The sequence below is a fragment of the Neorhizobium phenanthreniclasticum genome (genome assembly GCF_040066075.1).
Taxonomy (GTDB): Bacteria; Pseudomonadota; Alphaproteobacteria; order Rhizobiales; family Rhizobiaceae; genus Neorhizobium; species Neorhizobium petrolearium.
In genome coordinates, this window is sequence record NZ_JBEAAL010000022.1 from 46,096 (window position 1) to 59,374 (window position 13,279).

The following is a 13,279-nucleotide window of genomic DNA, read 5'->3' on the forward strand; positions in this document are numbered from 1 at the left end:
CTTCTAAATGGCGTCGCGAACGAGGGGGCAAGTCATGCAATGCCCGCCGCCGCGACCGCGGCTGAGTTCGGCGCCTTCGATGGTGATGACTTCGACGCCCTGGCGGCGCAGAAGCGTGTTGGTATAGACGTTGCGGTCATAGGCGACGACCACGCCGGGCTCGACGGCGACGACGTTGTTGCCGTCGTCCCACTGCTCGCGCTCAGCCTCGTAACGGTCGCCTCCAGTCTGGACGATGCGCAGGCTCCTGAGGCCCATCGCTTCGGCCACGACCTCGGTGAACGATCTATTCTCCTCGTGGATGTCGATCGTCCCTTCGACGTCTCCGGGGCGCAGGGAAAAGCTGCGCAGCCGCTCGACGACCGGGGGATACAGGGTCACAAGATCGCGATCGCAAAAGGTGAAGACGGTGTCGAGGTGCATGAAGCTGCGGTCGCGCGGCATAAGGGCGGCAATGACCCTCGTCGCAAGCCCCGCGATGAACAGCCGCTTGGCAAGGGCGCTCACCGCCTGGGGCGTTGTCCTTTCGCCCATGCCGATCAGCACGACGCCGTTACCGACCGGCATCACGTCGCCACCCTCCAGGCTCGGCGCGTCTTCGCCATCCGCCGAGAAGATCGGGAAGTCGCTCTGCTGGAAGCGCGGGTGAAAGCGATAGATGGCTTCCACATTGGCCGCTTCCGGCCGCCGTGCCTGCCAATACATCGAATTGACCGACACGCTGCCATAGATCCAGCAGGAACTGTCGCGTGTGAAGAGCTGGTTGGGCAGCGGCGGCAGGACGAAATCTTCCGGTGCGAGCGTCTTTCCGCTCAAGCCTATAGGCTCGAACGGGAGTTCGGCGCGGGCGACGCCGCCGACGAGATAGGCAGAAAGCTGCTCGGATGGCATCTCGTTGAGCCAGGCCTGCATTTCGACGACCATGTCCTCGCCGACGATCGGGGGCCTGATCCTCCGGCCGAGCAGCCATTGCCTGGCGTCGGCAGTGTCGAGCGTTTCGGCAAGAAGATCGCCGAGCGAATGAACCACCACGCCCCGCTCTCTCAGCGTGTCGACGAACACGTCGTGTTCCTGCCTCGCCCGCTTGACCCAGAGCACATCGTCGAAGAGCAGGGCCTTGCAATTGTCCGGCGTAAGCCGCCGGAGGCTGAGATCCGGCCGGTGCACCATCACTTCGCGAAGCCGCCCGACCTCGGAATGAACGCCTAAAGTCATCATTGTTCCATCTCCTCAGAACGGGCTGACCGCACCGGTCCACATCTGGTAGGCCGCAAGCAGTCCGACCGCGACAAGAGCGACGGCGAGAAGAGCTTCGACCGGTTTGAATATCTGCTGGCCGGTCTGGCGGCGGGCTGCGGCATAGAAGATGATGCCGGGTGCATAGAGGACGGCGCACATGAAGAGGTAGGCGGGGCCGGCGGCATAGACGAGCCACAGCCCGTAGATGGTGGCGATTAGCCCGCCGATCATCGGACCGGTGCGGCTTTCACCCGCCTGGTAGGCTTCGCCTGTCATCGCCAGCTTTGCCGCATAGGCGCCGGAAAAGATGTAGGGGACGAGGATGGCGGCCGACGCGATCGAAAACAGGGCCTGATAGGTGCTCTGCGCAAACAGGGTGACCAGAAGGAAGGCCTGTACCAGGAGGTTGGTGATCAGCAGCGATGTCGAAGGAACGCCGCGGGTGCTCTCCCTGGCGAAAAAGGCCGGCATCGTGCCGTCCTTGGCCGCGGCAAGCGGGATTTCCGCAGCCAGAAGCGTCCAGCTCAGGAACGCGCCGGCGACCGAGACGACCAGCGCGATGTTGATCAGGATCGCACCCCAGGGGCCGACGACCGCTTCGAGAACGCCTGCCATCGACGGGTTCTTGAGCGCGGCGAGTTCCGGCTGGTTGAGGATGCCGAGCGAGAGCAGCGATACGAGAGCATAGAGGGCCAGGCAGACCAGGAAGCCGCTGATCGTCGCGGTCGCGATATCCTTGCGGCGCTCAGCCCGGGCCGAATAGACGCTTGCGCCCTCGATGCCGATGAAAACCCACAGGGTGACCAGCATGGTGCTCTTCACTTGATCGGTGATCGAGCCGAGGCTTGCATTGCCGAGACCGGAAAAATCGGCGGAGAAGACATCGACCTTGAAGGCGACGACCACAACGCCGATGAACAGGATGATGGGCGCGATCTTGGCCACCGTCACGATCAGATTGACGACCGCGGCCTCGCGGATGCCCGCCATGATCAGGGCATGGACGAGCCATAGAAGCACCGAGGCGCCGATGATTGCCTGCCAGGTGTTCCCGTCGCCGAAGGAGGGGAAGAAATAGGAGAGGGCGCTGAAGACCACGACCGCATAGGAAACGTTGCCGATCCAGGCACTCAGCCAGTAACCCCAGGCACTGTTGAAGCCGACGAAGGGGCCGAATCCGGCTTTGGCATAGGCATAAGGGCCGGCATTCAGGTCGGGCTTGCGGGTCGCCAGCGATTGGTAGACGAAAACGAGAGCCAGCATGCCGATCGCGGTGATCGCCCAGCCGATGATAATCGCCAGCGGACCGGCGCCGGCGGCCATGTTCTGCGGAAGGCTGAAGACGCCCGACCCGATCATCGAGCCGACGACCAGGGCCGTCAGCGATCCGAGGTGAAGCTTTTGATGGGGTGCTTCCGCCTTTCCATTGATATCGGGGACAGCCGTCCCCCCAACCTTCATGTCAGTCGAAGCCATGGCGTTATCTCCCGGTGTTGGAAACTGCGGGGATCAGACCATGCTGCCGGGGCGGGAACATTGATCGCAGTCAAACCGGGTGCAGGGAGGAGATTTTCGATATCCGATTGGAAACAATGGGAAATTTCTCTAAAATAGTGTTCGCTCGGCCGTCGACCCAAGCTGCCCCGACATCGGGAAGGCCGCGATATTCTTCGCGGCCTTGAAAAGCAATGCCGTCACGCGGACGGCTGCGCGACCCTCATGCCTTTCTGTCCCGCTCGGCTTCGGCCACCTTCCGCTTCACCGCCATGAAGCTGTCGGGGCTGACGGAAATGCTGTCGATGCCGCATTCGACCAGGAAGCCGGCGAAGTCCGGGTAATCGCTCGGTGCCTGTCCGCAGATGCCGATCTTGGCGCCAGCCTTGCCCGCTTCCGAAATGACACTGCGGATCATCCATTTGACCGCCGGATCCTGCTCATCGAAGAGGTCGGCGAGATCGCCCGCGTCACGGTCGACGCCAAGCGTAAGCTGCGTCAGGTCGTTGGAGCCGATCGAGAAGCCGTCGAAATGGCGCGCGAACTCCTTGGCGAGGATGACGTTCGACGGGATCTCGCACATCACATAGATCTGCAGATCGTCAACCCCGCGCGACAGGCCGTTTTCCGCCATGACACTCAAAACCTTTTCCGCCTCGCCGACGGAGCGGCAGAAGGGGATCATCACGATGACATTCCTGAAGCCGAGTTCGTTGCGCAGTTTGCGGATGGCACGGCATTCGAGCGCAAAACCCTCGCGGTAGCGCGGTGAATAATAGCGGGAGGCGCCGCGGAAGCCGAGCATGGGGTTCTCCTCCTTCGGCTCGAACTCCGCGCCGCCCAGCAGGCCGGCATATTCGTTCGTCTTGAAGTCGCTCATCCGGACGATCACCGGCTTGGGATGAACCGCGGCGGCAATCCGGGCGAGGCCGCGGGCAAGGTTGTCGACGAAATATTCGGGCTTGTCGTCATACCCCTTCGTCAGTGCGGCGATCTCGTTCTTCGCCGCTTCGTCCTTCAGGTGGTCATAATGGACAAGCGCCATCGGATGGATGCGGATCGCATTGCTGATGACGAATTCCATGCGGGCCAACCCCACGCCGTCGGCGGGCAGCCGCCACCAGCGGAAAGCGGCCCCCGGATTTGCCAGGTTCAGCATGACCTTGGTTTTCGTGGCTGGCAGGCCGGCGACATCAAGCGTCTTCTCTTCATATTCCGCGATGCCTTCGTAGATGAAGCCGTCCTCGCCTTCGGCGCAGGAAACCGTCACTTCCTGGCCGGTATGGAAGATGCTGGTGGCATTGCCTGTGCCGACGACCGCCGGCAGGCCGAGCTCACGACTGACGATCGCCGCATGCGACGTGCGCCCACCATGGTCGGTGACGATCGCCGCCGCCCGTTTCATGATCGGCACCCAGTCGGGATCGGTGGTCGCAGTGACCAGAACCGATCCGTCCACGAACTGGTCGATGTCCTTGGCCGTCTCGATCAGGCAGACACGCCCGGAGACGACCGCGTCGCCGATCGACAGCCCCGCGGCCAGCTTTCGCCCCTTCTTGCGGATCGTGTAGCTCTTGAAGACGCCCGTCTGGCGGTTCGACTGTACGGTCTCGGGCCTTGCCTGGACGATAAACAGTTCGCCGGTCTCGCCGTCGCGGGCCCATTCCATGTCCATCGGGCAGCCGTAATGCTCTTCGATGATCGCCGCCCACCGCGAGAGCTTCAGGATAGCCTGGTCGTCAAGGACGAATGCCGCCCGTTCCACCTTGGACGTGGGTACGTTTCGCGTCGGCTCACTTCCGGAGCCGTAGATCATCTTCTTTTCCTTTGCGCCGCATGTCTTCGCAATGATAGGGCTCAGCGAACTGTCCTGCAGGAGGGGCTTGAAGACCTGGTATTCATCCGGATCGACAGTGCCCTGCACGACGTTCTCGCCAAGCCCCCAGGCCGCATTGATCAGGACCACCTTGTCGAAGCCGGTCTCGGTGTCGATCGAGAACATGACGCCGGAGCCGCCGAGGTCGGAACGCACCATCTGCTGAACGCCGATCGACAACGCGACCTTCATGTGGTCGAAACCCTTCGTCTGGCGATACGAGATCGCCCTGTCGGTGAAGAGCGAGGCGTAGCAGCGGCGGCAGGCATCCAGTAGCGCTTTCTCGCCGCTGATATTGAGGAAGGTTTCCTGCTGCCCCGCAAAGCTTGCATCCGGCAGGTCTTCGGCGGTGGCGCTCGAACGGACCGCGACGGCGACGTCACTGCGTCCCGCGCGCAGGGAAAGGGTGCGATAGTCCGCGATGATGGCTTCGGCGGTTGCTTTCGGCCAATCGCCGCGCAGGAAGAGCTTTCGGATGGCTGCTCCGGTTTCGGCGAGGCCCACCTTGCCGTCCTGCCAATCTGCGACAAGTGCAGCGATGGCCTGCCTCAGACCGTTGGTATCCACATAGTTCCAATAGGCGTCGGCGGTCGTCGCGAATCCTGCGGGAACGCTGATCCCCTTCGCCGACAGGGTCTGGATCATCTCGCCGAGAGAGGAGTTCTTGCCTCCGACCTTGGCGACGTCGCTGCGACGCAGCTCCTCGAACCAGATGGCAGGCTGCGCCATTCTGCTCATCGTGAACTCCTTTCAGGCCCCTGCGGACATTTTGTGATGTCAGTCAGCTTATTGGGGTCGACGCCGCTCACCTTGATCCTCATCAAGGTGAGCCTGTTTGCCATCCGGCAGTTTATCGTTGGGTTTTCACACCATAGCGAGGCACGAACATGTTGATGTCGTCGGACCGGCACGCGATCGTCGGAGAGATTGGGTCCCACCATCTGCGCTTTGCCATTGCGGATATCGATGAACTGACGATCGACCATCTGGTGAATTTCAAGGCGGGGGATTTCTCCTCGGTCCAGCAGGCGCTTTTCGCCTATCTGAAGTCACTGGCGAAATATCCGAAGATCGCAAGCCTCGCCATTGCGGGCTCTATCGAAAAAGATCGCGCTCATATTGCCAATCTCTCGCGAACCTTTACGGGCAAAGAGCTCGAAGGCGCCCTCGATCTCGACAGCGTCACGTTGATCGCCGATATCGATGCGATCGCGAGGGCCACGGAGCTCCTGGGCCGCCACGACGTTCGCAAGATCGCGGGGACTTCCACGCTTGCAGATAAGCCGAGAGCGGTTATCTCCCTGGGGGAAAAGCTTGAAGCCGCAATCGCTGTTCCAGGTGGAGGGAAGTGGTCGGTATTGCCCAGTAAGGCAGGCGGCATGTTTTTGGGTGCCGCCGACGAGGAGGATCTCTGGCTGCTGGAGCAGGTGCGGCAGGAGGTTGGCGGTACCAGCGCCGGGAGCATCCTGACCTCTGCAGGAATGGTTGCGCTCAGCGGTGCGATCTCGCGACAGGCCGGAGCAACAGGACGATATTCGACCGTCGCGGCGATCGTTGCTGCCGCCTGCAAAGATAAGGAGCCTTCGGCAGTCGATACGCTGAAGCGCTTCGGTCTTTGGCTTGGCCGCTTCTCAAATGATTTTGTCCTGGCGACTGGCGCTGAAGGCGGTCTCTATCTTGCCGGAGAGATGCCGACACGGATGCTCGAAGTTTTGAGCAAGGATACCTTTGAGGCCGCGAGCGGCAGGGCTGCATATTCCTCGACGGCGCCTGTCTATATCATCACGGCGCTGAATGCCGCCCTGCGGGGCGCCGCGATGGCGATTGCCTGAAGCAGGGTGGAGCGGGGCGGAAAGCAGCCCCGCTCCACTTCGTTCCCGTCTACATTCCGATGGGCGCGGGAGCCGGCGGTATGGTCGGTTCCGGAATTTCCGTCATGGTTGCCTCCGTCAGAAGAAGCACGCTGGCAACCGATACCGCATTCTCCAATGCGACGCGCACGACCTTCGTCGGGTCGATAATGCCTTCCTGAAGCAGGTCCACATAGCGGTTGCGCGAGGCGTCGAAGCCGATGTTTCCTTTGCTTTCGAGCATCCTCGCAATGACGACGCCGCCGTCGACCGCGGAATTTTCGGCGATCTGGCGGGCAGGAGCTTCAAGGGCCCGCTTCAGGATCTGCACGCCCGTCCGCTCGTCGCCTTCACACAATTCTTCTTCCTCTTCGACCGCCTTTATGCAGCGCAGCAGCGCAAGTCCACCGCCCGGCACCACGCCTTCTTCGACGGCCGCTTTGGTGGCATTGATTGCGTCGTCCAAAGCCTCCTTCTTGGCCTTGACCTCCGCCTCGGAAGGGGCGCCGACCCGAATCACGGCGACCCCGCCGGAAAGTTTTGCCAACCGCTCCTGAAGCTTTTCTCTATCGTAATCGCTGGTCGTCTTTTCGATTTCCTTGCGAATCTGGTCCGTGCGCCCTTTGATCGCTGCCTGATTGCCGCCGCCACCGATGATGGTCGTCGTATCCTTGTCGACGATTACGCGTGCGGCAGTCCCGAGCTGGTCCTGCGTTACGTTTTCAAGCTTGAAACCGAGGTCTTCGGAGATAACCTGGGCGCCCGTCAGAACCGCCATGTCGCGAAGCATTTCCTTTCGGCGGTCACCGAACCCGGGAGCCTTGACCGCACAATTGTGCAACGTTCCGCGAATGTGGTTGACGATCAGTGTGGCGAGCGCCTCACCGTCAACGTCCTCGGCGATGACAAGAATCGGTCTGCCGGATTTCGCGATCTCTTCAAGCAGGCCCACCATGTCGCCGAGCGCCGAAATCTTCCGGTCGGATATCAGGATCCGGACGTCTTCAAGGATGGTCTCCATCTTTTCCGGATCGGTCGCGAAATAGGGCGAAATATACCCGCGGTCAAACTGCATGCCTTCGACCACGTCGAGGCGCGTCTCCACCGTCTTGGATTCCTCCACGGTGATAACGCCCTCCTTGCCGACCTTCGCCATGGCGTCGGCAACAAGCTTGCCGATGGCCTCGTCATTATGGGCCGAGATCGCCGCCACCTGCTGCCTTTCTTTATCGGTGGTGATCGGATGCGAAATGCCCCGCAGGGCTTTTATCGCCCGTGCTACACCCCGGTCGAGGCCGCGTTTTAGGTCGATTGCATTTGCTCCCGCGACGACATTGCGGTGGCCGTCGGCAAGCATCGCATGCGCCAGCACGGTCGAGGTGCTTGTTCCGTCGCCCACAATCTCGCCCGTCTTCTCGGCAGCCGCGCGCAGCATTCTCGCTCCGAGATTTTCCTCCGGGTCCTTGAGGTCGAACTCCTTTGCGATTGTCACGCCGTCATTACAGATGATCGGCGTGCCCCACTTCTTTTCGATGAGAACGGATTTCGACTTCGGGCCCAGGGTGAGGCGAACCGCGTCGGCCAGTTGTGTGGCGCCCTGGAGTACCTTGCCCCGGGCTTCGGTTCTGAAAAGCACTTGCTTATGCGGCATGATCGGCTCCTATGGCTGCCTGGGCTGCCGAGACATCCTCTGCTGACGCGTCCGCGCGTCACTCCCAGCCTGACGCCGAACAATGAACCAGCTCGGGGTGCGAGCGTTTGACCGGCGTCAAAAATGCTGCACGGCTTTTTCACCCGCTGTAGTCGGCATTGAAGATTGACGCCGATCAAACTGCGCTCCATCTGAACCACTATGTTGATCCCATTCATGAGAAGGATGAAGCGATGAACACGAAAATCATTCCCTATAACGCGCGGGTCCTCGTTTCGGATGCAAAGAAGGCGCTTCTGCTGCGCAATACCGGCACAGCTTTCAACCTGACGCTGGAAGTCGAGCAGGTGATCGAGGCTCCCAAGAACGCCCCGACCCACGAACAGGGCACGGACAGGCCCGGCCGCACGGCGACCGGCAGCCATCGCAGCAGCGTCGGCCAGACCGATTTTCACGAGTTGGAAGAGGATCGCTTCTCCGCCATGATCGCCGAAAAGCTGGAGGCGATCTGCGAGGAGAACGACATCGACAAGCTCTTCATTGTCGCTCCGCCGAAGGCGCTCGCCGACTTGCGGCAGGCGATGCCCGAGGCAGTCAAGCGCCGGATCGTCGCGGAATACGCCAAGGACCTCGTCAATCTGCCGGTGCAGGAGATCGAGAAACACTTGTCTTTCTGACTGCATTCGCCCGCTTGGGAGGATTTTGGTGGAGGCGGCGGCGGGTAGCAGATCGCCCTTCATTCAAAACCCGAGACATGCAACGCTTCCATCAGCCGCAGATTCAACTCGCCGTTTCACAAGCTCACCTTGGGAAACGGCGTTTTCGCTTGCCGGGCAGCTGGGGATATCCGGCAAAATATACAACCGGCAAAATATACAAAAAGGCGCGCACCATGCTGGAGCGCGCCTTCCCTTTGAGGCGATGGATCAAGCTGTCTTGATTTCCACCTTGCGTTCGTTCTTCTTCGCATCGGCGCTCTTGGGAAGCTTGACTTTCAGGATACCCTTTTCGAAGGCCGCTTCCACCTTGTCGGCATCGACACCTTCGGGAAGCTGGAATGTCCGCTGGAAGGAGCCGTACCGCCGCTCGGAATGGCGATACTCCTTCCGCTTCTCTTCCTTTTCTTCATTCTTTTCGCCGCGGATCGTCAGGTAGCCGTTCGAAAGCTTGACCTCGAGGTTCTTCTCATCGATGCCGGGGACTTCAGCGGTGATTTCGAATGCGTCGTCCTTTTCGACCACATCGACGGCTGGCGCAATGGACCATCCGCTCGGAGATGGCGCCCGAGTGAACAGGGAGCGTTCCAGCGGGCGCCAGGACGCCGGGACGAAGTCATCGAACAGCCGGTCGATTTCAGTGCGAAGGGTTTCAAATGGAGACCAGAAGCTACCTGTCGGCTGTATCGGCTTTTCATCTTTCTGGACTGGAAGTCTGGTTGCTGGCTCAGGCATGATTTTTCTCCTATTTTCCGAAGAAGGGATGCTGCATGGAAGCATCGCGAAGGTGCCTGTGCAGTCCCGTTATCAGCTCTTGATCGAGCGCCGTCATGAAAAACCTCATGGACCGAGGCCACATTGACGCGCGTCAAACAGTTGAGGTGTTCACTGCCGCCTTGAGGCGCTCAGGATGTCGGCCTGCGCTGTTTTTGTTAAACAGGTGAAAATGTGAGGTGTGCCTGTTTTCATGTTCCAACAGGAAGGCAAATCGTGAGCTGTTTTCAGTGGACGCGCGTCGGCGAAGTCCGCCATTTGCGGATATCACCGACGGTGACACAGACATGGCCGGTTGAATCGAACAGGCCACCATCGAACTTTTCACTTGCGATACGGCTGAAGGTCTCGATGTATTCCTGCAGCCTGAATTCATCGACACGCGGCGGGTCGGCAATCGCTGCAAGTGCATCATGGGTGACCACAACAACCTGATCGCCGGCCCCAGAACTCATTATAAGGCGTCCTTCGTATCCGGACGACGTGAGAAATCCCGATTTCAGCGTCAATGGCATGGTATCCTCCTTATCTGAAGCAAGAAGAATAGCCGCGGTTTGGCTGCTGTCCGTGACCAAGATCAAAGCTGGCGCGCAATCTGAAGAGCGCATGATTGCAATATGATCACTGCCGGTTGGTGCTTTTTGCAGACCTTCAAGCTACTTGTCATGCCGCCGTAAGGAAGCCAGCGTTTGGCCAGTTTCGAAATCGATTGATCCGTGTTGACCCCGATCAATGTCGGTGACCGCAGCAGAGATAGGCTTTGAACCTTTGGATGCTGGCACTCGTGAGAGACTACTCGCGGGTCTTCTGGCGGGGTTGCGAAATGGACGCGGGTTACGAAACAGGAGTCCTGAAAGCGGCAGATGTCCACCGTGCCTTTGCGGTGATACAATTGATCATGCCTGGAATGGGGCTCGAAACATGGCGAATCATAACGGCGACGGAGGTGTCGCGCCACGATTGGCTGACTGTCACCGACACCAAAGGTTATCTTCGGGGACTATGTTACGTCTTCGTTCGTGATCATCCGCCTTCCGCGCGTCAATTGGAGGTACCGGTCTGTGCATCGATCAGCCTTTTCAATGAGCAGGACATTGCAAAGCGGCTCTTCGAAGTCATCAAACAACGGGCGGCGGAAACAGGTTGCGAGAAGATCCATTTCTGGAGGGTGGTGGCGAGGGACTGGAAGAGCCTTGAAGATCTCAAGGAGACGGAGCCCCGGAATAACGGCCTGGTCTATGACCTGAACACTGACCTCAACGATGCACTTCAGTCGATCTTGCCGGTGAAGATGTAGCCGACGCCGCGGATGGCCTTGATCAATTGCGGATTGCTGGCATCCGCCTCGATTTTTCTGCGCAGGCGCACGATCTGAGCGTCGATCGTCCGGTCGAAGGCCTCAAGCTGGCGTCCCCTCGTCGAATCCATCAGGAAGTCACGCGTCAGGACGCGTCCGGCATTCTCGAGAAAGGCCGTGAGCATGTCGAACTCGCCGGTCGTGAGTTCTACCTCGGAGCCGTCCGGAGCCAGCAACTGCCGCCTCGAAAGATTGAGTGTCCATCCTTCGAAATGGATGATCTTGTCCTCGTTGGCCTCCGTCCTGGCGATGCTCGGCTGGCGCCGCCTGAGGATCGATTTCAGCCGTGCGTGCACCTCGCGGAGATGGAAAGGTTTGGCGATATAGTCGTCTGCCCCAATCTCGATGCCGATGATCCGGTCGACGACATCGTCACGCCCTGTCAGCATCATGATCGGTACGTCCGACTGGCTTCGAATTTCGCGCGCAAGGTCGAGGCCATCCTGTCCGCCGGGCAGGGAAAGATCGAGCAGGATGATGTCTATCTCCTTATGCCTGAACTGGCTTTTCATTTCCGTGCCGTCGGCGGCGGTGCTCACCGAGTATCCCTCGTCCTCGAAATAACGCGTCAGCATCTGCCGAATGCGAGGATCATCATCGACGACGAGAATACGGACGGTACTGGATGAGAGAATTGGCATCGGCCTGTTACCGTCTGTTACAAAATCGAACCGTGTTTCACACTATTAGCATTCGCGTGTTACCTGGCTTCGGTCAACTGTATCCATCGAAAGACGGAGGCAGCGCCATGTTTCTCACCAGCAACCGCATTCATGGATACGAGATCGCAAGGGCCACGGAACTTGGAGAACAGAGTTGCCTGCACACTCTTTTCGCAAGGCAGCCCGTTGAACATCTGACCCCGGGTCAGTCGCTGTTTTTCGAGGGCGACAGTGCCAAACATGTTTTCGATGTGATTGAAGGCACGCTCCGCATCTTCAGAATCATTTCTGACGGCCGGCGCATTATTACAGGTTTCGTGCATGCTGGCGATATCGTCGGCGTCTCCCTGAAGGGCAACTATCTTTACAGTGCCGAAGCGATCACCGCTACAAAGGTTCGCCGTCTCACCCGCAAGGCATTCGATATGGCTGTTGCGGATTCGGAGGAACTCCGCCCGCAGGTCTTCGCCCATGTCTGCGACGAGATGGCCGCAGCCCAGGATCAGATGGTTCTTCTCTCCTGCAAGAACGCCGAGGAGCGGCTCTGCAGCTTTCTTCTGAAGTACCTCAGACGGACAATGTCGGAAGGTGCGTTGCAGCCTATCGTCGATTTGCCGATGACTCGGCTGGACATGGGTGACTATCTGGGTCTAACAATCGAAACCGTTTCCCGCACGATCACCAAGCTGACCAGCAAGGGCGTCCTCGGTCCGGCCGGTCGACATTCGCTCCGGATCATCAAGCCTGCGACGCTTGCGCAACTCGCCGGGGACGGCGATGAATATGAGGACAGCAGGCGGGATTTCGTCGTTCATGGTGAGCGGCGCCGCCATTAGCGGTACCGCTCACGGAAGACATATGAACGAAAAGACGCTTGTCGATACCGAAAATCAGCTCGATGCCGTAACCAGCCTTCTGGATGATGCCAACCTCATCGTTCACGGGTTGGATGGCGTCATTACGCGCTGGACGAAGGGATGCGAGAGCCTATACGGCTGGTCGCAGGATGAGGTTGTCGGTAGCGTTATTCACGAGCTTCTGGCAACAGAGTTTCCTGAGCCGCTGGATATCATTCGCCGACAGGTCCAGACCGACCATTCGTGGGAAGGGGAGGTCGTTCACCGGCACCGAAATGGTCAGCGGATTTTCGTCGCCACCCGCTGGGTCGCACTCAATCCGTCACCGGATGAACGGACGATCATCATCCAGACGAACAACGACATCACGGATATGAAAAAGGTCCAGAACGATCTTGCCGGACGGGAGGCGCATCTGCGGTCGATCCTGGATACGGTTCCCGAGGCGATGGTCGTCATTGACGAAATCGGCATCATCACGTCTTTCAGCGCCGCAGCGGAGCAGCTTTTCGGATATTCGGCGAATGAAGTTTGTGGTCACAACGTCAAGATGCTGATGCCGTCGCCGGACCGGGAGGCTCATGATGGCTATCTTACGCGATATCTGACGACAGGCGAGCGTCGCATCATCGGGTACGGTCGCGTGGTTACCGGTCAGCGGAAAGACAGATCCGTGTTTCCCATGGAGCTTGCGGTGGGCGAGGCGATCACCAATGGCAAGCGCATCTTCACCGGCTTCATCCGCGACCTCACCAGCCGCCACAAGATCGAGGAAGAACTGAGGCAATCGCAGAAGATGGAGG

12 protein-coding genes are annotated in these 13,279 nt (G+C 59.6%); 5 read left to right on the forward strand and 7 right to left on the reverse strand.

Going from position 1 to position 13,279, the window contains the following annotated elements; genetic code table 11:
• Positions 1 to 3: 3 nt before the first annotated feature.
• The 3 genes from ABK249_RS23960 to ppsA all read right to left on the reverse strand — a co-directional run bounded on the left by ABK249_RS23960 (position 4) and on the right by ppsA (position 5,338).
• Positions 4 to 1,218 (reverse strand): arginine deiminase, encoded by a 1,215-nt coding sequence (locus ABK249_RS23960; protein WP_037152882.1) that lies wholly within the window; start codon positions 1,216 to 1,218, stop codon positions 4 to 6.
• A gap of 12 nt (positions 1,219 to 1,230) precedes the next feature.
• Entirely contained in the window at positions 1,231 to 2,715 is a 1,485-nt protein-coding gene (gene arcD / locus ABK249_RS23965; protein ID WP_320443032.1) for an arginine-ornithine antiporter, read from the reverse strand.
• A 241-nt stretch (positions 2,716 to 2,956) separates the two neighbouring features.
• A complete protein-coding gene (gene ppsA / locus ABK249_RS23970) occupies positions 2,957 to 5,338 on the reverse strand; it encodes a phosphoenolpyruvate synthase (protein WP_407722126.1) in 2,382 nt (793 codons plus the stop codon).
• Positions 5,339 to 5,496: 158 nt separating this feature from the next.
• Here ppsA and ABK249_RS23975 point away from each other — a divergent pair, with 158 nt between their 5' ends.
• Positions 5,497 to 6,441: a glucokinase gene (locus ABK249_RS23975; RefSeq protein ID WP_227704000.1), complete on the forward strand. Its 945-nt coding sequence runs from the start codon at positions 5,497 to 5,499 to the stop codon at positions 6,439 to 6,441.
• Positions 6,442 to 6,490: 49 nt separating this feature from the next.
• Here the strand turns inward: ABK249_RS23975 and groL are convergent, their stop codons facing one another.
• Positions 6,491 to 8,110 (reverse strand): chaperonin GroEL, encoded by a 1,620-nt coding sequence (groL, locus tag ABK249_RS23980; protein ID WP_227703999.1) that lies wholly within the window; start codon positions 8,108 to 8,110, stop codon positions 6,491 to 6,493.
• A gap of 233 nt (positions 8,111 to 8,343) precedes the next feature.
• Here groL and ABK249_RS23985 point away from each other — a divergent pair, with 233 nt between their 5' ends.
• Positions 8,344 to 8,787 carry a baeRF12 domain-containing protein gene (locus ABK249_RS23985; RefSeq protein ID WP_037153703.1) on the forward strand — a complete coding sequence of 148 codons (444 nt, stop codon included), beginning with the start codon at positions 8,344 to 8,346 and terminating at the stop codon, positions 8,785 to 8,787.
• Between the two features lie 249 nt (positions 8,788 to 9,036).
• Here the strand turns inward: ABK249_RS23985 and ABK249_RS23990 are convergent, their stop codons facing one another.
• Both ABK249_RS23990 and ABK249_RS23995 read right to left on the reverse strand, forming a co-directional pair.
• Positions 9,037 to 9,561, reverse strand: coding sequence for an Hsp20/alpha crystallin family protein (locus ABK249_RS23990; protein WP_227703998.1), 525 nt, complete (start codon positions 9,559 to 9,561; stop codon positions 9,037 to 9,039).
• 266 nt (positions 9,562 to 9,827) lie between these two features.
• Positions 9,828 to 10,055: a hypothetical protein gene (locus ABK249_RS23995; RefSeq protein WP_227703997.1), complete on the reverse strand. Its 228-nt coding sequence runs from the start codon at positions 10,053 to 10,055 to the stop codon at positions 9,828 to 9,830.
• Positions 10,056 to 10,384: 329 nt separating this feature from the next.
• On the opposite strand from ABK249_RS23995, the gene ABK249_RS24000 reads away from it, so the two are divergent.
• Positions 10,385 to 10,897, forward strand: coding sequence for a hypothetical protein (locus ABK249_RS24000; RefSeq protein ID WP_227703996.1), 513 nt, complete (start codon positions 10,385 to 10,387; stop codon positions 10,895 to 10,897).
• On the opposite strand, the gene ABK249_RS24005 is transcribed toward ABK249_RS24000, so the two are convergent.
• A complete protein-coding gene (locus tag ABK249_RS24005; RefSeq protein ID WP_037152864.1) occupies positions 10,870 to 11,598 on the reverse strand; it encodes a response regulator in 729 nt (242 codons plus the stop codon). The genes ABK249_RS24000 and ABK249_RS24005 overlap by 28 nt on opposite strands.
• A 107-nt stretch (positions 11,599 to 11,705) precedes the next feature.
• Between ABK249_RS24005 and ABK249_RS24010 the strand changes: the two genes are divergently transcribed.
• Both ABK249_RS24010 and ABK249_RS24015 read left to right on the forward strand, forming a co-directional pair.
• Positions 11,706 to 12,455: a cyclic nucleotide-binding domain-containing protein gene (locus tag ABK249_RS24010; protein ID WP_037152862.1), complete on the forward strand. Its 750-nt coding sequence runs from the start codon at positions 11,706 to 11,708 to the stop codon at positions 12,453 to 12,455.
• 22 nt (positions 12,456 to 12,477) lie between these two features.
• The coding region (locus tag ABK249_RS24015; protein ID WP_348864228.1) for a PAS domain-containing protein at positions 12,478 to 13,279 on the forward strand (802 nt) is incomplete at its 3' end.